Raw genomic sequence first — 23,861 nt, forward strand, 5'->3', positions numbered from 1 at the left:
TATAAGGCGATGCTTGTTTGCTTCTAATTCAAATATAAAATATAGCATCGATACTTATGCGGTTTGCAATAAAATTAAGCGGTTTGTTTTTGCTCGATGAGGGGCGAAATATGCTGAATTTCATATTCCCGCTGCATTACCCTTGCAGTTTGTGTGCTACCATCGTGGCTCCATCCCGGTGGGTTAAATAAATAACCAAGCTTGTTTTTAATGCCCGGCGCGTGTTTAACATCGTGTATCAACGCCTTCCACTCGTGAAATATAACATTTACCGGCCCCATATCATCGGGTTGTTTGGTAATGCCGTATTTAACAGGCTCGGGCAAATCCTCGTCGCGGAAGGTGCCAAACATCCTATCCCATAAAATTAACACCATGCCCATGTTTTTGTCAAGGTAGGGGATGTTTGATGCATGGTGCACGCGGTGATGTGCTGGTGTTACAAAAATCCACCCATACCATTTTGGCAGCGGAATTTTATATTGCGTATGTACCAGGTTGCCATAAAACTGGGTAACCAGGTAGGCATACAAAATATCTAAAGCGCTAAAGCCAAACAGCGCGAGTGGTAAGTAAAAAAATACCCTGTACAATGGCTCAAACACAGTTGACCGGAAACCGGTAGTGAAGTTGAAATGTTCTGACGAATGATGGGTTACGTGTATAGCCCAAAAAACGCGGCAATAATGGCCAATATAATGCAGCAGCCAATACAAAAAATCCTGCGCAACAATCAGTACAAACCAATATAGCCAAACGTTATGGATTTGAAACAGCCGGTACCTGTAAGTAAAACTCAGGATAATAAATGTGCTTCCTTTTACTACCAGGTTGGTTACAACGGCAAGCGAGGTGAGATAAACGTTGGTAAAAGTATCGCGTGTTTCGTAATAATGCCTGTCTTCCCAATAACTTAAACCCATTTCTACAAGGGTTAAAATAACTAAAAGGCAAAGTATTACAATGGCGCTTATTTCCGTTTTATCTAAGTGCTGCATCTACATGTTAATATAATACAATAAACTATCGCAAAGTTCGGCTTCTGTGCAGATATTATCAATATTACATTGACCAATGTTGGTCAGCAGGGTGCAATTTATATTTCCGCTTTGGTTCTTCTTGTCCTTTTTCATGAATTCAAACAACGTTTCGAAGCTTGATTGTTTGATGTTATAACGCGGATACAGGTTATTCAGTGTATCTGTTATCTCCTTTAGTTCTTCGGCAGGCAGGTCTGTTTTTTTGTGGGCCAGGTACGATTCGCAGATCATGCCTATGGCAATAGCCTCGCCATGCGATAAATGATCTTTATCGTTGATCAACGAATAGGTTTCAACCGCGTGGCCAACGGTATGACCAAAGTTCAAAGCCTTGCGGATCCCTTTTTCATGTGGGTCCTCCACGGTAATTTTATTTTTTATGGCTACAGACCGGTGTACCAGTTCGGCAGATGGTTTGCTCAAATCGCTGTTTTTTAACTGGTTCCAGTAATCGGCGTCCTGGATAAGCCCGTGTTTTAACATTTCGGCCAGGCCGGATAGGATTTGTCTTGGAGGCAGGGTATCTAAAAAGCCCAATTCAATAAATACAGCTTTGGGTTGTGTAAAGGTACCTATGATATTTTTAATGCTATCGATATCGATGCCGGTTTTACCGCCTACTGATGCATCCACCTGCGATAATAGGGTAGTAGGCACGTGTACAAAATCAATCCCGCGTTTAAATGTTGATGCAGCAAAGCCGCCCAGATCGCTGATAACGCCGCCGCCAAGGTTAATAAGCAGGCTTTTGCGGTCGGCACCAAAATCAATCAGCATTTTCCAGATGCCGATGCAAAAATCAATGTCCTTACTTTCTTCGCCGGCGTTTATTTCAATGATGTCAAAATTGTCCTGGTCTTCTATCTTGCTTTTTACAAGGGGCAGGCAGTGTTGGGCGGTATTTTCGTCGGTTAAAATAAAAAAACGGGAATAGTGCCCGTGTTTTACGAAATTGGCCAGCTCATCAATACTATTTTCAAAAAAAATGGGGTAATTATCGCTCTGAATGGTGTCCATAATTTAAATAACCATGATTTTATTTCCTCTGAATTCAACCAGGTCTCCTCGTTTTACTTTAAGGCGTTTGCGGTAATCAACCTGTCCATTATAACTTACTTCGCCCTCACTTACAACTATTTGCGCCTCGCCTCCGGTGGGTACCAGGCCGGCTGCTTTTAGTAGTTGTATCATCGGGATAAAGTCGCCGTTTAACTTAAATTCAATCATGGTGGGCAAAAATAAACTATTCATGGAATAATGAGTTATCATTTTTATAATTTTGCGCATGCTTTCTAACGAAACTAATAATACATCCAAACACGGTAAGCCCTCTTTTGAAAATACAGAAATAGCTTTTCGTCATTCATCTAACGCAGATCTTAGCCGCGCTTATTGGTTATTCAGGATCATCAATGTTAATTTTTTGGTGAAAATAGGCCCCCCGGTAACCAACTTTGCCATTAAAATAGGCCTGCCGATTAAAGGCATCATCAAGGCGACTATATTTAAACACTTTTGCGGCGGTGAAACCATTGCCGGGTGTGATAATACCATCAAAAACCTATATAGCGGTGGCGTAGGTACTATTTTAGATTATTCGATAGAAGGCGAGGACGATGAAGCCGTTTTTGATAGTACCAGGGACGAGATCATCCGCACGATAGTGCGGGCCTCAAAAGATAAAGCCATACCATTAACCGTGTTTAAGATAACCGGAGTTGGCCGTTTTGCTTTGTTAGAGAAGCTGGACGCCCGCCTGCCACTTACACCCGATGAAGAAAGCGAATGGCAAAGGGTGCAAAGCCGGGTATTGGCTATTTGCGATAAAGCCTACAAAAGCAACGTGCCCGTGATGATTGATGCCGAAGAAAGCTGGATACAGGAAACTATTGACCTGCTGGCTTTAACCATGATGACGCAGTTTAATACCAAGCAGCCCATTGTTTACAATACCTACCAAATGTACCGCCACGATAAACTGGCATCGATATTAAACGATCACGAGATTGCCAAAGGCGAGGGTTTTATATTAGGAGCCAAAATTGTGCGCGGTGCTTACATGGAAAAAGAGCGTAAGCGTGCCCTGGAAATGGGTTACGATTCGCCAATTCAGCCTGATAAAAAATCAACAGACCTGGATTATGACTCGGCATTGGATTATTGTACCAGCCATATCAACGAAATTGCCTTTATAGCGGGAACCCACAACGAGGAGAGCTGCCGCCTGCTGGCCGAGCTTTTGGATACCAAGGGTATAGACCATAAGCACCCGCACGTATATTTTTCGCAATTACTGGGCATGAGTGATAACCTGAGTTTTAACCTGGCGGATGCGCAGTACAATGTGGCCAAATACGTGCCCTATGGGCCAATAAAAGCCGTGCTGCCATACTTGTTCCGCCGCGCACAGGAAAATACCGCCATTGCCGGCCAAATGAGCCGAGAGCTGAGTTTGATAGTGAAAGAACGGGGAAGAAGAAACAAGAACTGAGAGTCAAGAATTGAGAGTCAAGACAGAAAAATATGGGCCGCTAAAATTTAGCGGCTTTTTTATTGACTTACTTTTGGGAGGGGGGGGCGTTCGGCACCGTTTAATTTGGGATGGGGTTGATCAGTGGTTCATAAATATGATGGTAAATTACCGCTAATAAAAAGACGTGATTTGCAGGCAAACAATAAAAAAATTTGCATTTTTATATCAGGCATTATCATATGCCACCCTAAATTATGAGAAATGCATTTGTAACAGGTTTAATCCTGGGTATCCTTAGTGGTACCTGGTTGTTCATCATGCGGTCGTTTGGGTATAATAGTACCGGGAACCACGTAAGCCCGGTTGAATATTTATCATTACTGATACCTTTTTGCGGTGTTTATTTTGGGGTGAAACGCTACCGTGATGATGATAAGCAAGGCGAGATCGGTTTTTTTGATGCCCTATTTCAAAGTTTTAGGATTTTGCTTATCGGTGGCCTGTTTGCCTGTTTGGCAGGCATTGTTTACATTAACTATTTTGATATGGCAAGTAACCTGTTCGCTTTTTCGGGCAGGCTTTTCGGCGGGCTGGTTATTGGTATATTAATTTGCTTAGGGGTGTCTGCCGCATTGATGAATAAATCGAGCAAGCTGAATTGATAGGAGTGTGGCTGTAGTTGATGACTTGCAGGTCACAAACAAGTGTCATGTTAATGATAAATTGACGGATATTCTTTAGCCCAAAGTCTCAAGTCCTAAGCCAAAAAAGGAAAAATTCAACTTTCAACTTTAGACTTACGATTTAGTACTATTGACTTAACACTATCATCGATAGCTGTAAATAATATAAAGTAAAAGAATATTTAACGTCAAATGTGCGCTAATGAAGGGGTTATAATTTTACCTGAAATTTAATTTAAAAAAAGTTTTGCAGCTTGATTAAAAATCCTAATTTTGCCAACCCAATCGGGAACGGGATGTAGCGTAGCCCGGTATCGCGCCACATTTGGGATGTGGAGGCCGCAGGTTCGAATCCTGCCATCCCGACAAAAGCGATACCAGATCAAATTAAAACCCTCCCAATTTTTAATTCGGAGGGTTTTTTATGTAAAAAAGTCGCCGGGTAAAAAAACATTTTTTAACCATGTTAGCTGCCGCTTTCGATTGTTTGCTCCTAATAGCATGTTAAAATAAAAAGCGGGATTGTTGTAACCAACAGTCCCGCTTTTGTTACCCGCAATTTGTAGCGCTTTTACTCGGTTTTTTTCACTGTAGTGGTGGTAGTTGTTTTTGTTGCCGCCACCGGTGTTTTTTTATAAACACGATGATATACGTGTACAGGCTTTTTTGAACCAGTTGCCTTATGTGCAACAACATGAGTAGTTGAACTGGTTGTAACAACCGGCTTTACTTCTGTTGTAGTTGTAGTAACTTCGGTTGTTTTTGGTGTTGGTGCGGGAGCAACTACAGGCGCTGGTGCCTGCGTTTTAACTGTATCATGCACTATAACCACGGATGGCGGTGGTGGTGCCGGCGTTTGTTTTGCCGGTTCAGGTAAATGACCTGTTACAGCGCCGTCGGCTGCGCCGCTTATTGCGCCGGCTGTGCCGGAGCCCTCCATCTTGATTTTTGTTACCGTACGACCGTGGGCGCCCTTTTTAACTTTCTTTTTTATCTCCACTTTGTTGTTTGTGGTGTCTTGGGTTTGAGCCCCGGCAGTTTGAATGCACCATGTAATGCTGGTTACAAACAATATTAAACAGATCTTTTTCATAATAAATGTAGTTAGTTAGATGATGTTGTTGTAACATATTTATTACAGATTTTGTTTGTTATTTTTTAAATTATTACTATGAAATTAAATTGCTTGCTTTAAAAGCAAATACTTAGGTGTGATTTTTTTGATACAGTACAGATTGAGATGAGTTTGATGTTGCTTTTATAAACTATCGCCACACCAGATTTGATGTCAGTAAATGAATTTAGCCAGCAAATTAATTATTTCCCCATTCTGACCATGTATATCACTGGCCGTAATGCCCTACTAAAATACCAACTTAGCATTGTAGTCGCTGTATACAGATGATTTTTTCAGAAGTTTTGATTAATTGAATTATAATATTACCTTTGCAACCCCAACGGGAACGGGATGTAGCGTAGCCCGGTATCGCGCCACATTTGGGATGTGGAGGCCGCAGGTTCGAATCCTGCCATCCCGACTATTAATGCAAAAACGCCCTTAGATTATTCTGAGGGCGTTTTTTGTTTTAATAAAGATTTATTGAAAATTAAATAACTGTAAATCAATATAGTTTCGGTTCGAATTCTTTTATCTCTTCTTTGAAATATTAGTTTGTCTCTGGCTTCTCAGTAAAGACAATGTTATCAGCATAACTAAAAGATAGCCGAAAGACGCTGATTTCAGTAACTATGATCAACCGCGACCTGTTGACATGCCGCCGTCTACTGCTAAAATAGCACCGGTAGTGAATGCGCTTTCGTCAGACAAAAGGAATACAATCGCGCTGGCCGCTTGTTCAGGCTTGCCGTTTTTACCGAGTGGGTTGAGGCCTAACAGGCTGTTGTAGGTTTCTTCAACCTTTTCAACACCCACAACATCGTTTAATACATTGGTCACAAAAAGACCCGGGGCAATAGCGTTTACTCTAATGTTTTCAGGCGCCAACTCAACTGCAAGGTGTTTGGTCAACGCATGCAAACCTGCTTTGGCTACCGAGTAAGCCGAAGTAGGCATGCCCTTTACAACATTTTCTGACCAATAAGAACCAATGTTTACGATAGCGCCGCCACCGTTTTCTTTCATTTTCTTCGCTACCGCCTGTGAGATGAAGTAGAAACCTGTATTGATGTCCAGCAAAGCAGCGTATTCATCGGGGGGTGTGTCCAAAAATGGTTTTGGCCTAAAGATTCCGGATGCGTTCACCAGGTAATCAATTTTGCTTTCTTTTTCAATTTCGGCAATGAACGCCTTTACACTTTCAGTATTGGTAATGTCAACAACTTTACCTACAACCTTGATTTGTGGATGGTTGTTAGAAAGTTCAGTTACTGTTGCTAAAACTGAATCTTTTGTTTTACTAGCTACAATAACATTTGCGCCTCTTTCAGCAAGCAATGATGCTGTTGCTTTGCCCATACCACTGGTTCCACCTATAACCAGGGCTACTTGTCCGTTTAAATCTTGATTTTTCATGTTCTTATTTATTGAAATTTACCCTTTGACGTAGTTTTTAAATTCTGTGACAAAGTTTTGTCTAAAGCCTATAAAAACTTTCATTTGGTGGTTATAGCGTTTGCGAGTCTCCAACAAGCAAGGTTGCGGTTGCTTTGCCCATACCAACTATAAGCAGTGCTGTTTTGACCGTTTTAATTTTGAGTTTCCATTTTCTTAAATATTTGCCCCTTTGTCACAGTTTTTAAATTTTACGTCAAAGGGTAAAATAACAACTGGAAAAGCGGCAGGGGCATTTCAACCCGGCCGTTTGATATTCAAAAAATAAAAAAATGGAAAGAACAGAATTTCTAAAAATAGGTTCTATAGCAGCAGCGAGCTTATCGATATTGCCTAAAACCAAACTTCTGGGAGCAACCACATCGGGCGTATATTCTGCACGTAATGCTCCAACCAGCTTCGTTGAAGCAGGCGGCATAAAATTCGCGTACCGTCGCTTTGGGCGCAAAAATGGGTTGCCATTGGTATTCACCAATTTCCTTACCGGGACAATGGACAACTGGGACCCCGCAGTGTTAGATAAAATTGCCAAAGAGCGCGAAGTAATCATCTTTGATAATACCGGCGTTGCATCTTCTACCGGTACTACGCCTAATACAGTTGAGCAAATGGCCAGGGATGCTTACACTTTCGTTAATGCACTCACCTTGAAAAAAATCGACTTATTGGGTTTCTCCATCGGCGGCATGGTGGCACAATGTTTGGCCTATCAACAGCCGCAACTGATCCGCAGGCTGATCCTGATCGGAACCGGCCCAAGCGGAGGGGAAGGTATGGAAGATTACACGCCCCAGGTGTGGGCGCTGCTCCAAAAGAAATATCCACATGCTGATGAATTGCTGCTCGATGCTTTCTTCACACCTACAAAAAACAGCAAGGCAGCCGGAGGGGAATATTTGAAACGCATTCGCACACGAGTAGGCAAAGAACCAGCTTTGACAGGTAAAGTGGCACCAGCCCAGCTTGCTGCGATCTTCGGCTGGGGTAAAGGACACGAGAATAATTTCGATTACCTCAAATCAATTAAACAACCGACATTGATTGTTCATGGGGATGCCGACATTTTTTGCCCTGTAATAAATTCTGTTCTGTTAAAAGAACACTTAGAAAATGCTCAGTTGATTGTTTATCCTGACGCAAACCACGGACCGCAAAACCAATACCCTGAAGATTTTGCTAAAAAAGCCAACAACTTCTTAAATCAGGCCTAAGCAATAAATTAATCAAATTTCAACACCGGGCAGGTGTTTGACCAGTAAGACAATAGCCTTACTGGTTTTGACATTTAAATAGTACCACATTTTCTTCAATTACTACCATAGATATTCGATAGCCCAAGATTAACTTTATCAATTTACTTTTAGATACCAACTAAACATATTTAAATGGAACAAAAACTCCCATTGCCGCCTTTTAATTTCGAATCGGCAACGCAAAAAGTGCAAATGGCAGAAGATGCCTGGAATACCAGGGATCCGGAAAAGGTTTCGAAAGCCTACACGATAGACAGCGAATGGCGAAACCGCTCCTCATTTTTCAAAGGGCGCGAAGCAATCGTAAAATTTCTGACCCAAAAATGGACAATTGAACATCAATATAAATTGAAAAAAGAATTATGGGCATTTACCGATAACCGGATAGCAGTTCGTTTTGAGTATGAGTACCATAATGTCGAGGGCGAATGGTATCGTGCTTACGGAAACGAAAACTGGGAGTTTGATGAAAATGGGTTCATGATGAAGCGTTTCGCCAGCATTAATGATGTGCCAATTGCGGAATCCGAGCGCAGGTTATAAAATGAACGTACAAGTAATTTTAGAACTATTTGTAGCTGACTATGAGAGTTATACTTACATATTGTACGCGCGAACCTATTTGTAAATAACTACAATGTAATATTACGCTTTAACAAGGCTATCTATAACAGCTTTGCTTGCCCGGTAATCAGCGTGTTGTCTATATTTGTAAGACCAATGAATCTTTAATTTTCGAATAACATAATTATGTTTTGGCTCGAATTTTTTTTTAATAATTAATAATAAAAGTTATTCAATTTACATTTTGATTATGACGCCTTTCAGTATATCATATAAAGAGGAAGATGATCTTACGCTGATCAGGGAGTTTTTTGAAGGCTCCAAAGCTTCACTAAATCAATTGATAAATCGTCATCAACGGTTTATCTATAATCTTGCCTTAAAATTTGTAAATGACAGGGATGAAGCCGCTGACCTCACACAGGAAGTATTAATTTCGCTGGTGTCGAAGTTAGACAAGTTCAATGGTAACAGCAGTTTCCGCACCTGGTTGTACCGCATGGTATATAATCAGTTCATCGATACTAAGAGAAAGAAAGTAGAAAAATCAGTTGTATCCTTTGAAGAGTACGGGGATTATTTGGATACCGCGTATAACGATGAGGGAATGACGCCGCAAGAGCGGGTGGACAATGAAAAGGCAATCGACTGGACACGCAATAAATGCCTGACAGGCGCGCTGATTTGCCTGGACAGGCAACAACGCATGGTTTTTATACTTGGTGCGATCTTCAATTTGAAATCCAGTGTAGCAGCCGAGATTCTTGAAGTGACACCGGAGAATTTCAGGAAGCAACTGCAACGTGCTAAGGATGATTTATTCAGGTTTATGCAGGATAAGTGCGGGTTAATAAATGTTGAGGCCCCTTGTCGCTGTCAAAAGAAAACCAAAGGATATATCCAGGACGGCATAGTGTCACCAGAGACAATACAATTTTACCGTCAATTCACTGACTCTATAGAATCCGTTGTCGAAAGTAAAAACCGGGAGATAGATTACCTGATTACAAATCCATATTTGTACTTATTTACTCAACAACCTTATGAAACCAAAAAAGATAACGAAATTAAGTCCCGTCATATTCTAAGCGATCCGGCGGTTATGCAGCTTTTTCAATTATCATAGGCATCGCCTCTTTAAGTTTATATCAGGTTATAGTATTAAGGGCAGTGACTCAAAGTAATTTGAGGGGTAAAAAGTTTGCCGGAAACGACATTTTTTACAAACTGGCTACCACCAGGATCCATAGAATTAAGCTAATTGTTGTCATACATAGTTAGCTGCCAGTAAACTAAACTAATTAAAATTAAAACCCGTGTACTCTCAAGATTGGCCCAAATTTTATATGAGGTATATTTTTTATAACGTCAAATTAGCCAGCAACCTCGAATCATGTAGGAAGGTTCGAAATTTGTATAGGCAGGGCGACAAAAGCGATACCAATCGAGTCGAAAACCCCTTAAGTTTTATGATTTAAGGGGTTTTTATTTGGAGTTAATCCTGGTTAGTCAGATAAGAAAGGGGTTAGTCCGAAAGGTTGGGAAATAAACTATTTGGGATTTGTACGGGGGGCAACTCTGGTAAAATCGGCGAAATTGTTCGGTATTAATCAGCCGGACTTACGTGCTACCCGGAAATAGCCAGTAAATAGTCCAAGTTTGAATGATTACGGTTGTTATATGGTTTTCCCGCCAGGCGAACCTGCTGGTCTCCACTGATCCCCCGCAACTGCACAGTTTGATAGTGGGCGATAGCTCCGTCGCCTGCTAACAACTGGTATGCATGCTCTGAAATGATCAAATCGTTATTCAACTCTTTAGTTTTGGCCTGTAGCCTGGATGCAACGTTTACGGGGAGGCCCATTACGGATAATTGCGGAGCGTTATCCAGCCCAAACTCGCCAACAAAAACTTTACCGGCATGCAGGCCGACGCCAATCTCGAGCGGGCCTCCATAATAAGGCTCGTCATAAGCTTCGTTGTACAGGCTAACCGCCTGGAACATCACTTTGGCAGCCTGGTAAGCATTGTTTACAGATTCTTTCAACCCGGTTTGCAAACCAAACACTGCATATAAGCTGTCGCCTGCTATCTCTACCACCTTGCCTTCAAATTTCTTGATGATTTGGTTAAAGGCGGTGAACAAACGGCGCACAATTTGAATAACGGTGTTACCAGACTGTGCTTCCATTAAGCGGGTGAAATTCCGGATATCAAGAAACAGGATGGCAAGCTCCTGCTCTTTGTCTGGGGGAGCGGGCGCCGGGTTCAATATGAAATAGTTATTTTCCATAGTAGTATAGACGATTGACACTTAAAATCATTTTAAACAAAAGTAGATGGATGACCAAACGATGGCAAAACAAAAAAGGTAAACCGGGGCGGCTTGCCGGTGAAGACGGGGATAATAGCGGTAAACTGTTTTTTTGGCGCATCGCCCCGAAAAAACTACCCGTTTAAATCAATAATAAGATATGAATAGTGAAAAGCCGCCCGCTGAAACCTTTTATTTACGATGCCAAATGGTATTTAACATACGTTGTAAATATCATTCGGTAATGGTATTGATCGTTTTTTTTAGAATGGCCGGAAATTTGGCCGGCTAATGAGGGGCGAAAACGACCACGGTATCGAACTTAGTATTACCACCAGGGCTATGGTAAACCAAATAGCCGTTGTTTTAAATTTTTGCAGGTCACTAACCTGTCGTTTGCTTCTGGCCGAGCCAACGGTAATGAGGGTTATCCCGATCAACATCATCGTGATATGCTCCATGCCAAAAAAACGGATGTCGCGTTCATGTACTGCAGTGCCAAAGTGGTGCAAAAAGTAATCAACAACCGGGCTGATGAAGTATAGCCAGATGCCTAATATTAACTGAATATGTGCCGTTGTTGCTGTGGTGTGCCTTACAACGTTATCGAATTTTAAATAAGGCTTTCGTAACAACCAGCCACGATAAGCGCTAAAAATAGCGAACAGGAGGGTACTCAATACCAACCAACGGGTGAGTGAGTGTAATGCCAATAAGGTTCCGTACATGTTTATGCAGACGATTAGCCGACAAAAATATTTTAAAGTTTTTTATTTTTTTATCCTGCGGATTTTAAGTTGATAAAATCAGGCGTAAAAACAACAAAGCCCTCCTGATTTCTCAGGAAGGCTTTGTACCCAGCGCCGGAGTCGAACCGGCACGGTTTCCCACAGGTGTTTGAGACCAGCGCGTCTACCAATTCCGCCAGCTGGGCATACTCTGTAAATCTGATCAGCGATCTTTTACAGGCGGGCTGCAAATGTATCTAAACTCTCTTTAATTCGCAACAGATATTTTTGTCTGTAGTAAATATTTGCAATTTTTATACGCCGTTCTTCCTGTGCAGTATGGTCAAGTTGCGTATAATCAGCTGTTAGGCCGTGCAGGTTTTCGTTAATATCAGCCTCAAAGGCAAGTACTTCTGCCGTTATTGATGCCAGTTCTGTGCTGTTGTCAACTTCCATCAATCTTTCATTAATATCCATCATTTCCATCAAAAAATCAGCCGGTAATTGTGGTTTTGCACCTTCAGAAACCAGGTCATGGAGCTTTAAAACGTATTCCATTCTGCGTGCGGGGTCATTTAATGCCTGGTAGGCTTTGTTATTCAGGGTAGATAATTCCAGTATTTCCTGTTGTTTTGCTTCATCCTCGCCTGCATAAAAATCGGGATGATATAGTTTACTTAGTTCGTAAAATTTCTTTTTGAGTTTGGCTGGTTCAATATTAAATGATTCGGGTATGCCGTAAAATTCAAAGTAATTCATAAACACGAATTTCACCAATTATGTCGAATTACACGAATTTTAATTTGCTGCTGCTTTTCTATATCTCTACCTTGCGCTAAACAGTTTCATTCGTGAAATTCGTGCTTATCACTATCTTTGCCACATAACCTACATAATATGTTATTTGAGCAGATGCGGCAGAAGCCGTTTTTTATATTGGGCCCGTGTGTAATGGAAAACCAGGAGTTGTTATACACCGTTGCCGAAAAGGTTGCCGAAGTTGGCCAAAAATATAACGTGCCAGTGATTTTCAAATCATCTTTTGATAAAGCCAACCGTACATCCATCCACTCTTACCGTGGCCCTGGGATAGGGAAAGGGATGGAAATGCTTCAAAATGTTAAAGAGAAATTTGGCTTGCCTGTTATCACCGATATTCATGAACCTTTCCAGGCGGCTATTGCTGCCGAAGTGGTTGATGTGCTACAAATTCCGGCATTCTTATGCCGCCAAACCGACCTTTTGGTTGCCGCTGCCGAAACAGGTAAAATAGTTAATATCAAAAAAGCACAGTTCCTGTCGGGCGCTGATATGTTTTATCCCGCCCAAAAAGTGCTGGAGGCCGGCAACACCAAAGTAGTACTTACCGAGCGTGGCAATATGTATGGTTACAATAACCTTGCTGTTGATTTCAGGAACATTTATGATATGAAGGCTTTTGGCCATCCCGTTTGCATGGATTGTACCCATTCGGTACAACGGCCGGGCGGAGCAGGTGGCAAAACAGGCGGCGATCGCACTTTTGTGCCGATGATGGCCCTGGCTGCAAAAGCATTTGGCGCCGATGGCTATTTTATTGAAACCCACCCCGATCCGGATAATGCCCTGAGCGATGGTCCCAATATGCTGAAACTACATGATTTGGATGCCTTGATAGGTTCGTTGGTTTAAGTAAATTGTTTGAATCAGAATTTGCAGAATTAAAAAATTCACAGAATTTTAAGTAAACGCAAATAAGCTGAAGAGACAATTCTGTAAATTTTAAAATTCTGAGAATTCTGATCGATGAAGGATATTGCCAAAAGAGTTTTTGCTATCGAAATAGAGTCGCTGCAACATGTAGCGAAATTAATTGACGATGAATTTACTAAAACCGTCGAGGCTGTATTGAATTGTACGGGTAAGGTGGTAGTTATCGGGATAGGTAAATCCGGATTGATAGGAAAAAAAATTGCAGCCACACTTGCCAGTACCGGTACACCAAGCTTTTTCCTGCATCCCGGCGAGGCATTTCATGGCGATCTTGGGATGGTTGGTACTAATGACGCTGTTATGCTGATTTCGTATTCAGGCGAAACTGATGAAGTGCTGCGCATAATCCCGTTTTTAAAATGGAATAATAACCTGGTTATAGGCGTTACCGGCAATTTAAACTCTACCGTTGCTAAAAACAGTCATCATCACTTAAATATAAAAATTTCCCGTGAGGCTTGTCCGCTGGAATTGGCGCCCACATCGTCAACCACAGCTGCGCTGGTTATGGGTGATGCACTTGCAATTGCATTAATGGAGTCGCGTGGATTCAAGCAGCATGATTTTGCCCGTTTTCATCCCGGCGGCAGCCTTGGCCGTAAACTATTGGTTAGGGTAAAAGATGTTATGCGTACAGATAAATTGCCAATTATAGATGAAGGTGCGTCGTTTACTGAATTATTGCTCAGTATGTCGGCGGGGCGACTAGGAATGGTTATTGTTGGGAAGGCCGATAATATTAAAGGAATTATTACCGACGGCGATTTACGACGCGCTTTATTAAAGCACCCTGATCCATCTACATTAAGTGTTTTGGAAATAATGACAGTTAACCCACTAATTATTGATGGCGAGGAGTTTGCGGGTTATGCCGAACAATTGATGATTGAAAAAAAAATCACCACGTTACTCGTCGGCTCGGCATCTAACAGGTCGGTCAACGGCGTATACCAGATCTATAGTCAGTAATGTGGTTTATCCAACTCAAAAAATAATATATATTTGCAAATATCTACCCTTGTTTAAACATGTTTGATCATCCGTCAAATCAAATTCTGCAACAATTTAAAGCTCCGGAAACTGCCCGCATTGCAATAATAGGGTTAGGGTACGTAGGATTGCCGCTGGCAGTTGAGTTTGCAAAAAAATTCCGGGTAAAAGGATTTGATATAAAAAAAACAAGGGTTGATGAACTTAATAACGCCCATGACCGCACGTTAGAAACTAATACAGAAGTATTAAAATCGGTTTTGTCGAGCAGTGGTAGTGGCAAACTTGTATTTACCTCAGAGGTTGGGGACATAGCTGATTGTAATGTATTTATAGTTTCGGTACCAACACCTACTGATCAGCACAATCGTCCTGATCTCGACCTGATAAAAAAAGCAAGCGAATCAGTTGCGTCTGTACTTAAGGTTGGCGATGTAGTGATTTATGAATCAACGGTTTATCCCGGAGTAACCGAAGAGGTATGTGTGCCTATACTTGAACGGGTATCTAAGCTCCGGTTCAATGTTGATTTTTTTGCGGGATATTCACCCGAGCGGATTAATCCCGGGGATAAAATACATACCCTAACTAATATTCTGAAGGTCACCTCGGGCTCAACGCCCGAAGCTGCCGATTTTATTGATAAACTTTATCAGATGATTGTAACTGCGGGAACACACAAAGCCCCAAGTATAAAAGTTGCTGAAGCCTGTAAAGTGATTGAAAACTCCCAGCGCGACATCAATATCGCGTTTGTAAATGAGTTGGCCAAAATTTTTCAGATCATGGGTATTGATACTCATGCTGTTTTAGAGGCGGCCGGTACCAAGTGGAATTTCCTGAATTTTAAACCAGGACTTGTTGGCGGCCATTGTACCGGTGTTGATCCGTACTACCTTGCCCAAAAAGCCCAGGAGGTAGGTTACCATCCCGAGATTATATTGGCTGGCCGCAGGCTAAATGATGGCATGGGTACATATGTAGCCCTGGAGGTAATTAAGCTGATGGTTAAAAAAGATATTCCGGTAAAAAACTCAAATGTGCTTGTACTCGGTTTTACTTTTAAAGAAAACTGCCCTGATGTGCGCAATACCCGGGTAATTGATATCGTAAAAGTTTTAAGTGAGTTTGAGGCATGCTATGAAATTTACGACCCCTGGGCAGACCCATTTGAGGTTGAATTAGAGTATAAGGTGAAAACCCTTAAAACATTTGATGAGTTAAAAGGCGGATATGATGCTATTATAGTTGCAGTATCGCACAGGGAATTTCTTAGCCTTAATTATGATAAGTTAAAAAAAGGTTCTTCATCGGTAATTTATGATATAAAAGGAGTATTGGATAAAAGCATTGTTGATGGCAGATTATAATAATGCGTTTTGAAATAAGATTGTTGTAAAAACCAATGGTAGTTTTATATTTGATTTGATATGAATTTCTTAATTTTTAATTTTGTTACCTATGCAATAACACATTTGTAAACAATTGTACTTTCAATTATCACATTGTTATTTATAAATAAATATGCTAATTTTAGCGGGTGTTATATACTTCAACAAGCTCTAATACATGATTCACAGATACGCTACTTTTATTAAAGCAGTGAACCTTACCATTGATTATATTATACTTAATATGAGCATGGTAATTTCTTACTTTATCGAAGATAGGTCATACATTTTTTGGATAAACAACAGGAAATATTTACCCATTGTTTTGGTGTTTAATTTGATCTGGTTATTATCGGCCAATATTACCGGCTTGTATGAACATGTGTTGAATAAAGATTCTATCAAAACATATCGTGGGGTAATAAAGACCTACCTGTTGTTTGTAAGMTTTATTTGTTTTACCATAATTATACTTATAGGTACAAAAGCATACTTTATTACACGCGAATACCTGTTTTATTCCCTTGCATTATTTGGATTTTTACTTGGCTTGTGGAAGCTGATATTCCTTACAATACGCAAAAGTGACAGGGCATCATTGATAGATACCCGTGCGGTTATTATTATTGGTGGTGGTAGGATAGGTGCCGATTTGTACGGTTTTTTTAAACAAAACCCCGAGCGTGGCTACAACCTTGTAGGTTTTTTTGATGATAATCCGGAACTTGTAAATGATAAGCACCTTTATTTGGGTGGAACAAATGATTGTATCAGCTATGTGTTAAATAACAAGGTAGACGAGATTTTTTGTACCCTGCCCAATTCCGAAGCTGCCACAATAGAGCGGCTAATGCTTGATGCTGATAAAAACCTCATCAGGTTTAAGTTTATTCCGGAGTATTATGATTATGCAAAAAAACCAACTTTTATACAAAGTTTTGGGCATATTCCCGTTATATCTGTAAGGCCCGAGCCATTGGAGAACATGCTCAACCGCTTTATAAAACGGTTGTTTGATGTTTTGTTTTCGCTGTTTATTATTCTTTTTGTGTTCAGCTGGCTTTTTCCTATTCTAGCCATTTTAATCAAACTTGAATCACGAGGTCCGGTATTCTTTGTACAGGAACGATCGGGACGGGATAATAAACCATTTAAATGTTATAAGTTCCGTAGTATGCGGGTAAACAAAGACTCTGATAAGAAGCAGGCCACCCGTGGCGACTCCCGTATCACCAAAACAGGGGCTTTTATTCGCAAAACCAGTCTTGATGAACTTCCGCAGTTTTTTAATGTGATATTGGGCAACATGTCTGTAGTAGGTCCACGGCCACACATGATTAGCCATACACAGCAATATTCGCAGCTTATCGATACATTTATGGTTAGGCACTTTTTAAAACCCGGAATTACAGGATGGGCCCAAATAAATGGCTTAAGGGGCGAAACCCAAACAACTCAGGCTATGCTTGAACGTGTTGAGGCGGATGTTTGGTACCTCGAGAATTGGTCATTCCTGTTGGATATGAAGATTGTTTTCTTAACGTTTTGGAATGCTTTAAGAGGAGAGAAGAACGCTTTCTAACATGGCCGGGTTTCGCGATCAGTTAAACCGCGTAATTAATCTGCCATCTATACCAAAACGTATTATTTCTGTAGTGCCCTCGCAAACCGAGCTTTTGCTTTATTTAGGTTTGGATGTTGAGATTGTTGGTATTACCAAATTTTGCATTCACCCGAATGCAAAAGTTAAAGCCATAACCAAAGTAGGGGGCACCAAGAAACTAAATATTAAACTGATAAAATCCCTGCAACCCGATTTAATTATCGCTAACAAAGAAGAGAACGATCGCGGCCAGATTGAAGAGCTGATGGATGTTTGCCCTGTTTGGATAAGTGATATAAATGACCTGGAGAGCGCCTTAACCATGATCCAGGGTATTGGCGACATTGCCGGTAAGAGACAGGAGGCCGACGCTTTAAATCTCGAAATCAGGTGCCGTTTTGATGCAGGTATTTTTCCCTCTTTGAATATTACCGTAGCCTACTTTATATGGAAAAATCCGTATATGGTTGCTGGCAGGCAAACGTATATTGATAGCTTGCTGCAAAAGTGTGGCTTAACCAACGTTTTCGAATCGCAACGGTATCCTGAAGTATCTCCGGATGAGTTGGTTGCTGCTAATCCCGGTGTGGTGTTTTTATCGTCCGAGCCATACCCGTTCAAACAAAAACATATCCATGAGTTTAAACAATTGCTGCCAAAAGCCAAAGTTGTTTTGGTTGATGGCGAAATGTTTTCATGGTATGGGAGCAGGTTGTTGCAGGTGCCGGAGTATTTAAATGAATTGACGACTGAGATAATAGCTTGATTTTTTAAGGTACCATTTCATTTCGCTGGTTATCTGGATCTTCACCCCACCAATTTTCAGCTTCCTGCCAAAGGTTAATTATTTCCTTTGCTTTTTTTCGATAGATATTACCCCACAAAATATCTTTGCTAAAATCAAACCAATGGTCTGTTTTGTTTTTAATGCTACCTAACCTTAATCGCTTATACATATCATGGGCTGTACAACTTGAAGGTTTTACAACTTCTCCCCATGGTCTTGCTATCCCTTTAGTTGAGCAGTTTGAGATTTCGACGACAAAACGAGGTGAACTGAAGCTGAATTGAAAAGTTATCAGGTTTATCCTGTCTTCTTTCATTCTTCTGAAATGCGGAAATGACCCCTTAAATCCTTGTTCTCTAAAAAATGGTACAGCTATGGTTTTGATAGCCTCATTCATAAGCAGGCGTCTCTCTTTTCCTGTTATCATGGTTTCATCACCGGCAAAATTATTTTCGATTTACCATGGTAAACATTGATAGTTTCTTTCACAAAGTCGCTGTCCTTTGCATGATAAATATCCACAAATTGCTGCGGATTTCTGTCGGCTAATGGAAACCAGCTGCTTTGTACCTGGATCATTATTTTGTGACACTGTTTAAAAGTATGGGCAACATCCGGTACCAGGAATTTTACCTGTGTAGGCATTCCCGGCACAAATGCTTCGGGTGCCGAGAAGCTATTGCGGTACCTGCCGCGCATAATTTCGGCCCGTACCAGCATTTGATAGCCGCCCATAGGGTATTTGGTAACAGGGTTGGCTGGTGTATTATCGGGGAAAACATCTATGATTTTCACTACAAAATCGGCGTCGGTATTTGAAATACTAACCATCAGGTCGGCAGTTACCGGGCCGCCAAGCGTGATGTCGTTAGTTAATGTATCGGTGCTGTAAGTTAAAACATCGGTGCGGCGGGTGGCAAAACGCTGGTCGTCGGTCATGTACTCGCGGGTGCGGTATTCGTGCACCTTTTCGGCATAGGGAACCGGTTTGGCCGGGTCGCTTGTATAGCTGTCAAAGGTGTTTTTGGTATTTGTTGGGCTATCAAAAGATAATTTCCCGTTTTGTTCAAAATAAATCGGCGTAGGCACAGCATCAACAGGTGGCCATTGGGGTAACTTCCGCCATTTATTCTCGCCAGAAAAAAATATAGTCGCTTTACTAAGCGTATCTATCGAGCCTTTCCCCTTTAAATAGTAATTGAAGAACGGAATTTCGATGTTTTCCTGGTACCACTCGTTGGTTTTGCTACCAAACTGGATGTTGCCTAAATGAGTACCATCTTTGCTTGCCCATTGCCCGTGAAACCAGGGACCTACTACCAAATTGCTTTTGGTTGCCGGGCTTTGCTTCACTAAAGCCTGGTAGGTATTCCACGCTCCGTAGCCGTCCTCGGCATCAAATAATCCACCCACAACCAACATAGCAGGCTTTACGTTTTTAATCCCCGAGCGCGTATCGCGGGCCTTCCACCAGGTATCAAGGTTGGGATGAACCATCATATCGCTCCAAAATTTAAGGCTGTCGCCCGATGCTTTGGTAAAGTTGGGTAATGCCCCCATTTTTAAGTACCAGGCATAGTTATCAGGGCCATTTATTGGATACGTTTTGGCAGGCAATGTGGTAGGATGGGGGCGTGGCTGGCTAAAACCATACCCCACGTGAAAATCAAATGCGTCCATCAAAAATAAAACGCCATTATGGTGGTCGTCATCGCCAAAAAATCTATCGGTAACCGGTGCCTGCGGACTAACGGCCTTCAATGCCGGGTGGCCGCTTAAGGCAGCTTCAGTTGCATAAAATCCAGGGAACGAAATCCCGGTAACACCAACCTTACCGTTGTTGTTATCCAGGTTTTTAACAAGCCAGTCTATAGTATCATAGGTATCGCTGGCCTCATCAATATCTTTACTTGTCTTTTTATTGGGATTGAAAGGACGTACCACTTCGAAAGTTCCTTCGCTCATCCAGCGCCCCCTGATATCCTGAATCACCATGATATAGCCTTCTTTGCAATATTTGATCATGAAATTTCGCCAGTATCCGCGGTAATCTTTGCCATACGGCGCACAGGAATACGGCGTTCGGGTTATCAGTATCGGGTGCTTTTCAGCCTGGTCTTTAGGCTGATAAACGGATGTAAAAAGCTTTATCCCATCGCGCATCGGTATTTGCACTTCTTTTTTGATATAATTATTTACAAACCAGGCCGAGTCGGCATTTTGGGCAAATACTATCGCGGGTGCTAAAAGAATTGTAAGCAGTAACAGTTTTTTCATAGGGAGGTGTACGTTTAAACGTAAATATATTCTTTTTTAAGAACGTGCAGAAATGAGACAGATTTTACAATCGTACTATCGTTTACAGCCATAAATATTCGTCATCTTTAACATATCAAAACAATATCATCATGAAAATAATCATTGTGGGCGCCAGTGGCACACTTGGCAAGCACGTTACAGCAGCTTTAAAAAACAATCATGAAATAATAACTGCCGGTTCCAAAAGCGGCGACGTACAGGTTGATATCAACTCGCCCGAATCTATCGAAAAATTTTATGAGCAGACCGGTCGGTTTGATGCCTTGGTAAGTACCACAGGCCAGGGGCATTTTGGACCGCTACCGACTATGACGTACGCCGATTTTATGAAAGGTATCAATAGCAAACTAATGGGGCAGGTAAACCTGGTTTTAACTGGTCAGCGTTTTATTAATCCTAAAGGCTCTTTTACCTTAACATCGGGTATTTTAAGTGAAGATCCCATTGTATCAGGATCTAATTTAAGTGCGGTAAACGGTGCGCTTGAAGCTTTTGTAAAAGCAGCTGCTATTGAGCTGGAAAATGGTGTACGTATAAACACCATAAGCCCGGGCGTTGTAGAAGATTCGCCCGGTTATTTTCCGTACTTCCCCGGCCATATCCCGGTAACTATGTCGCGGGTTGCGCAGGCTTATGTTAAAAGTGTTTTGGGAGCACAAACGGGGCAGGTATATAAGGTTTTTTGATAATAAATTTATTTCAAATTCCGAATGGCTGGCTATAATCCCCGCCATTTTTAAAGTACCGTCCCGCTCTGTAATAAGCTTCTTACAAACCGGATACTGGTTTTTACCTGATTTCTTCGATATTTGACGGTAGCGGTGCCAGGCCGCTGTTTTAAACCAATTTTTATCTACACTATAAAACAAGTAAACCTAACAGCATGGAAAACTCTCGTCGTACGTTTATAAAACAGGCCGCGATAGCCGGGACAGGTGTATTGATCACTAAAAATGCGTGGAGCGCCAAAAGCTACAAACGCATTATTGGTGCTAATGACCGCGTTCGGGTTGGTGTTGTCGGCTTCTCCGACAGGCATAAAAGCTCGCACATCCCCAGCTTTATGAACCACTGTAAAGAACTGAACTTCGAGGTGGTTGGCGTATCCGACATCTGGAAATACCGGCGAGAGGAGGGGGCAGCTACCTGGAAAGAAAAAATGCAGCATGATGTAAAGGCATACAGAAACAACGAGGAGTTGTACGATAGCAAAACGGTTGACGCAGTATTCATCAGTACCGCCGATTTTCAGCATGCCCGTCACGCCATTGAGGCGGTAAAGGCCGGCTGCGATGCTTATGTTGAAAAGCCTTTTGCCGAAACGATGGAGGATAACCGCGCAGCATTAAAAGCCGTTAAGGAATCCGGAAAAATAGTACAGATAGGATCGCAGCGCAGAAGCGGGGATAATTACCACGCTGCCAATGATTTTATCCGCTCGGGTAAATTTGGCCCTATTACCATGGTTGAGCTTACCTGGAACGTTAACCAGCCAGGCCGCTGGCGCCGGCCCGAATTGCTAAGTAAGTTAAAAGAGGAAGATACCGATTGGAAACGTTTCATCATGAACCGGCCATATGAGGCCTTCGACCCACGCAAATATTTGGAGTATCGTTTGTTTTGGCCATATTCATCCGGCTTAGCCGGCCAGTGGATGAGCCACCAGATTGATACTGTACATTGGTTTACAGGGCTAAAACATCCGCGCAGCGTGGTTGCCAACGGAGGTATTTATATGTGGAAGGATGGCCGCCGTAACTGGGACACTATTTTGGCTGCCTTTGATTATGGCCCGTTGGACGATCCGTCAACCGGTTTCCAGGTAACATTTGGCTCACGCATGCATAACGGGGATGAACACCCCGCCGAAATATACTACTCCAACGGTGGAGAACTGAACCTGATTACCAATAAGGTATCGCCGAATGGTGGGCTTACAGAAAAAATGGCTGCGGCCATGGGCATGAAAGCCAACCTGCTGCCCGAAATCAGCCTGGCAAATACACAGCAGGTTGTGGCATCGGCCAACACCGGCGGCGATGTGCTTACCTCCAACCATGTACGCAACTGGATGGAATGCGTGCGCAGCCGTAAGCAGCCCAATGCGCCGGTTGAAGCAGGGTACAGTCATTCTATCGCTAATATCATGACCAATGCCGCCGTACACACTGGTGTTAAGGCTACATTTGATGAAAGCACCCAGGAGGTAATGGCAAATGGTAAGATTTTTAAATATTAAAGGCAATTACCATGAACAGCTTCAAAAAAACAGGTTTAGTAATAGCCTCAATAGCTTTTGCTGCAAGCGCGGCGGCCCAGAAAAGCGAGCAGGTAAAAGTTGTAGCGTCAAAAAATGAGCATAAGGTAGATGTTTTTATCGCTGGCAAGCCGTTTACAAGTTTCCTGTACCCTGATAGCCTGGAAAAACCTGTGCTGTATCCTTTGCGTGCAGCAAATGGCACGGTTGTAACCCGTGGTTTCCCGCTGGATCCTAAACCAGGCGACCCAACAGATCATCCACATCATATTGGCCTTTGGTTTAATTTTGAAAACCTGAACGGGCTCGATTTTTGGAATAACTCCTACGCCATTCATCAAGACAAAAAGAATTTGTATGGTTGGATTCGTACCGATAAGGTGTTGGAAACCAAAAGCGGCGCAACCGGCGTATTGGCATACCATGCAAACTGGACAAACCAGCAGAAGGACGTTATTTTAGAAGAAACCACCCGGTTTGAATTTAGCGGGACAGGTAACCAGCGCATTATTGACCGTATTACAACTTTAAAGGCTATAGTCGACGCAACTTTTACGGATGCCAAAGACGGCTTGCTTGGCCTGCGCCTGGCACATGACCTGCAAATGCCCGCCACCGAAGACCAAAAATTTACCGACGACAAAGGCAACGTAACGATAGTGAAGGCTGGTACCGATAAAGTGGCCAATGGCAATTATTTGACCAGCGCCGGCAAAACCGGCAACGATGCCTGGAGCACACGCGGTGTATGGTGTAAAGTTTACGGTAAAATGGGCGCCGACTCGGTAAGTATTGCCATTATAGATCATCCCCAAAACCTCAATTATCCTACTTTTTGGCATGCGAGGGGGTATGGATTATTTGCTGCTAATCCTCTGGGTGAAAAGATTTTCACCAACGGTAAATCATCCAAGAATTTGCATTTGAATAAAGGGGAGTTGGTGACTTTTAAATATCGGGTTGTTATTGAGAATGGCGGGCAGACGATTAGTGCAAAACAGCTTGATATGATAGCTGAGAAATTTGCGAAATAATTCATTCAAAGAAGGATAAAAAAATTCTCGTTTAGCAAGTTATTGATTGAATTGGTTTGGGGATAAAACATGGAGGTGCTACAGCAGCCTTACCCGGAATT

The 23,861-nt window shown here is 42.0% G+C and carries 23 protein-coding genes and 3 tRNA genes; 15 read left to right on the forward strand and 11 right to left on the reverse strand.

The features are described 5' to 3' along the window. Window positions 1–74: 74 nt before the first annotated feature. From AC1DU2_RS11365 to AC1DU2_RS11375, 3 genes are read right to left on the reverse strand one after another with little or no spacing between them, the layout of a single operon-like run. A complete protein-coding gene (locus tag AC1DU2_RS11365; protein ID WP_477384457.1) occupies window positions 75–998 on the reverse strand; it encodes a sterol desaturase family protein in 924 nt (307 codons plus the stop codon). Next, window positions 999–2,057 carry a 3-dehydroquinate synthase gene (gene aroB, locus AC1DU2_RS11370; protein WP_477384459.1) on the reverse strand — a complete coding sequence of 353 codons (1,059 nt, stop codon included), beginning with the start codon at window positions 2,055–2,057 and terminating at the stop codon, window positions 999–1,001. It lies immediately after the preceding gene. Between the two features lie 3 nt (window positions 2,058–2,060). Next, a complete protein-coding gene (locus tag AC1DU2_RS11375) occupies window positions 2,061–2,267 on the reverse strand; it encodes an RNA-binding S4 domain-containing protein (protein WP_090650080.1) in 207 nt (68 codons plus the stop codon). A 58-nt stretch (window positions 2,268–2,325) separates the two neighbouring features. Between AC1DU2_RS11375 and AC1DU2_RS11380 the strand changes: the two genes are divergently transcribed. From AC1DU2_RS11380 to AC1DU2_RS11390, 3 genes are all read left to right on the forward strand, one after another. Then, window positions 2,326–3,531 carry a proline dehydrogenase family protein gene (locus tag AC1DU2_RS11380; protein WP_477384461.1) on the forward strand — a complete coding sequence of 402 codons (1,206 nt, stop codon included), beginning with the start codon at window positions 2,326–2,328 and terminating at the stop codon, window positions 3,529–3,531. Window positions 3,532–3,767: 236 nt separating this feature from the next. Next, window positions 3,768–4,175 carry a DUF4199 domain-containing protein gene (locus AC1DU2_RS11385; protein ID WP_477366512.1) on the forward strand — a complete coding sequence of 136 codons (408 nt, stop codon included), beginning with the start codon at window positions 3,768–3,770 and terminating at the stop codon, window positions 4,173–4,175. A 313-nt stretch (window positions 4,176–4,488) separates the two neighbouring features. Beyond that, window positions 4,489–4,562: transfer RNA gene (locus AC1DU2_RS11390), tRNA-Pro, on the forward strand. Window positions 4,563–4,767: 205 nt separating this feature from the next. On the opposite strand, the gene AC1DU2_RS11395 is transcribed toward AC1DU2_RS11390, so the two are convergent. Then, window positions 4,768–5,289 carry a hypothetical protein gene (locus AC1DU2_RS11395; RefSeq protein WP_477384463.1) on the reverse strand — a complete coding sequence of 174 codons (522 nt, stop codon included), beginning with the start codon at window positions 5,287–5,289 and terminating at the stop codon, window positions 4,768–4,770. 371 nt (window positions 5,290–5,660) lie between these two features. Here AC1DU2_RS11395 and AC1DU2_RS11400 point away from each other — a divergent pair. Then, window positions 5,661–5,734: transfer RNA gene (locus AC1DU2_RS11400), tRNA-Pro, on the forward strand. A 215-nt stretch (window positions 5,735–5,949) separates the two neighbouring features. Here AC1DU2_RS11400 and AC1DU2_RS11405 read toward each other — a convergent pair. Beyond that, entirely contained in the window at window positions 5,950–6,729 is a 780-nt protein-coding gene (locus AC1DU2_RS11405) for an SDR family NAD(P)-dependent oxidoreductase (protein ID WP_477384465.1), read from the reverse strand. 311 nt (window positions 6,730–7,040) lie between these two features. On the opposite strand from AC1DU2_RS11405, the gene AC1DU2_RS11410 reads away from it, so the two are divergent. From AC1DU2_RS11410 to AC1DU2_RS11420, 3 genes are all read left to right on the forward strand, one after another. Continuing rightward, a complete protein-coding gene (locus AC1DU2_RS11410) occupies window positions 7,041–7,979 on the forward strand; it encodes an alpha/beta fold hydrolase (RefSeq protein ID WP_477384467.1) in 939 nt (312 codons plus the stop codon). Window positions 7,980–8,153: 174 nt separating this feature from the next. After that, window positions 8,154–8,564 carry a DUF1348 family protein gene (locus tag AC1DU2_RS11415; protein WP_477366524.1) on the forward strand — a complete coding sequence of 137 codons (411 nt, stop codon included), beginning with the start codon at window positions 8,154–8,156 and terminating at the stop codon, window positions 8,562–8,564. A 271-nt stretch (window positions 8,565–8,835) separates the two neighbouring features. Continuing rightward, complete coding sequence (locus tag AC1DU2_RS11420) at window positions 8,836–9,711, forward strand: RNA polymerase sigma factor (protein WP_477384469.1); 876 nt, start codon at window positions 8,836–8,838, stop codon at window positions 9,709–9,711. A gap of 501 nt (window positions 9,712–10,212) precedes the next feature. Here AC1DU2_RS11420 and AC1DU2_RS11425 read toward each other — a convergent pair. The 4 genes from AC1DU2_RS11425 to hscB all read right to left on the reverse strand — a co-directional run bounded on the left by AC1DU2_RS11425 (window position 10,213) and on the right by hscB (window position 12,386). Further along, on the reverse strand, window positions 10,213–10,878 hold the full coding sequence (locus tag AC1DU2_RS11425; protein ID WP_477384471.1) for an adenylate/guanylate cyclase domain-containing protein: 666 nt from the start codon (window positions 10,876–10,878) through the stop codon (window positions 10,213–10,215). Window positions 10,879–11,162: 284 nt separating this feature from the next. Then, a complete protein-coding gene (locus AC1DU2_RS11430) occupies window positions 11,163–11,627 on the reverse strand; it encodes a hypothetical protein (RefSeq protein ID WP_477384473.1) in 465 nt (154 codons plus the stop codon). A 126-nt stretch (window positions 11,628–11,753) separates the two neighbouring features. Then, window positions 11,754–11,833, reverse strand: a tRNA-Leu gene (locus tag AC1DU2_RS11435). Between the two features lie 28 nt (window positions 11,834–11,861). After that, complete coding sequence (gene hscB, locus AC1DU2_RS11440) at window positions 11,862–12,386, reverse strand: Fe-S protein assembly co-chaperone HscB (protein WP_477384475.1); 525 nt, start codon at window positions 12,384–12,386, stop codon at window positions 11,862–11,864. A 138-nt stretch (window positions 12,387–12,524) separates the two neighbouring features. On the opposite strand from hscB, the gene kdsA reads away from it, so the two are divergent. The 5 genes from kdsA (at window position 12,525) to AC1DU2_RS11465 (ending at window position 18,129) form a co-directional block, all read left to right on the forward strand. Further along, the gene (kdsA, locus tag AC1DU2_RS11445; protein WP_477359728.1) at window positions 12,525–13,298 is read left to right on the forward strand and encodes a 3-deoxy-8-phosphooctulonate synthase; all 774 of its coding nucleotides are present in this window, start codon (window positions 12,525–12,527) and stop codon (window positions 13,296–13,298) included. A gap of 114 nt (window positions 13,299–13,412) precedes the next feature. After that, entirely contained in the window at window positions 13,413–14,348 is a 936-nt protein-coding gene (locus AC1DU2_RS11450; protein ID WP_477384477.1) for a KpsF/GutQ family sugar-phosphate isomerase, read from the forward strand. A 59-nt stretch (window positions 14,349–14,407) separates the two neighbouring features. Beyond that, window positions 14,408–15,739, forward strand: a complete 1,332-nt coding sequence (locus AC1DU2_RS11455; RefSeq protein ID WP_477384479.1) for a nucleotide sugar dehydrogenase — start codon at window positions 14,408–14,410, stop codon at window positions 15,737–15,739. A 199-nt stretch (window positions 15,740–15,938) separates the two neighbouring features. Continuing rightward, window positions 15,939–17,342, forward strand: a complete 1,404-nt coding sequence (locus tag AC1DU2_RS11460; RefSeq protein ID WP_477384481.1) for an undecaprenyl-phosphate glucose phosphotransferase — start codon at window positions 15,939–15,941, stop codon at window positions 17,340–17,342. A 1-nt stretch (window position 17,343) separates the two neighbouring features. Next, window positions 17,344–18,129 (forward strand): ABC transporter substrate-binding protein, encoded by a 786-nt coding sequence (locus tag AC1DU2_RS11465; RefSeq protein ID WP_477384483.1) that lies wholly within the window; start codon window positions 17,344–17,346, stop codon window positions 18,127–18,129. A 4-nt stretch (window positions 18,130–18,133) separates the two neighbouring features. Here AC1DU2_RS11465 and AC1DU2_RS11470 read toward each other — a convergent pair whose 3' ends face one another. Both AC1DU2_RS11470 and AC1DU2_RS11475 read right to left on the reverse strand, forming a co-directional pair. Then, entirely contained in the window at window positions 18,134–18,577 is a 444-nt protein-coding gene (locus AC1DU2_RS11470) for a DUF4304 domain-containing protein (RefSeq protein ID WP_477384485.1), read from the reverse strand. Continuing rightward, window positions 18,574–20,427 carry a CocE/NonD family hydrolase gene (locus AC1DU2_RS11475; RefSeq protein WP_477384487.1) on the reverse strand — a complete coding sequence of 618 codons (1,854 nt, stop codon included), beginning with the start codon at window positions 20,425–20,427 and terminating at the stop codon, window positions 18,574–18,576. Before AC1DU2_RS11475 ends, AC1DU2_RS11470 begins: the two co-directional genes overlap by 4 nt. Window positions 20,428–20,558: 131 nt before the next feature. Between AC1DU2_RS11475 and AC1DU2_RS11480 the strand changes: the two genes are divergently transcribed. The 3 genes from AC1DU2_RS11480 (at window position 20,559) to AC1DU2_RS11490 (ending at window position 23,760) form a co-directional block, all read left to right on the forward strand. Then, window positions 20,559–21,155, forward strand: a complete 597-nt coding sequence (locus tag AC1DU2_RS11480; RefSeq protein WP_477384489.1) for a short chain dehydrogenase — start codon at window positions 20,559–20,561, stop codon at window positions 21,153–21,155. A gap of 197 nt (window positions 21,156–21,352) precedes the next feature. Next, a complete protein-coding gene (locus AC1DU2_RS11485; protein ID WP_477384491.1) occupies window positions 21,353–22,708 on the forward strand; it encodes a Gfo/Idh/MocA family protein in 1,356 nt (451 codons plus the stop codon). An 11-nt stretch (window positions 22,709–22,719) separates the two neighbouring features. Continuing rightward, window positions 22,720–23,760 (forward strand): DUF6807 domain-containing protein, encoded by a 1,041-nt coding sequence (locus AC1DU2_RS11490; RefSeq protein ID WP_477384493.1) that lies wholly within the window; start codon window positions 22,720–22,722, stop codon window positions 23,758–23,760. Window positions 23,761–23,861: the final 101 nt, after the last annotated feature.

Source organism: Mucilaginibacter sp. P4_C11 (assembly GCF_056402115.1).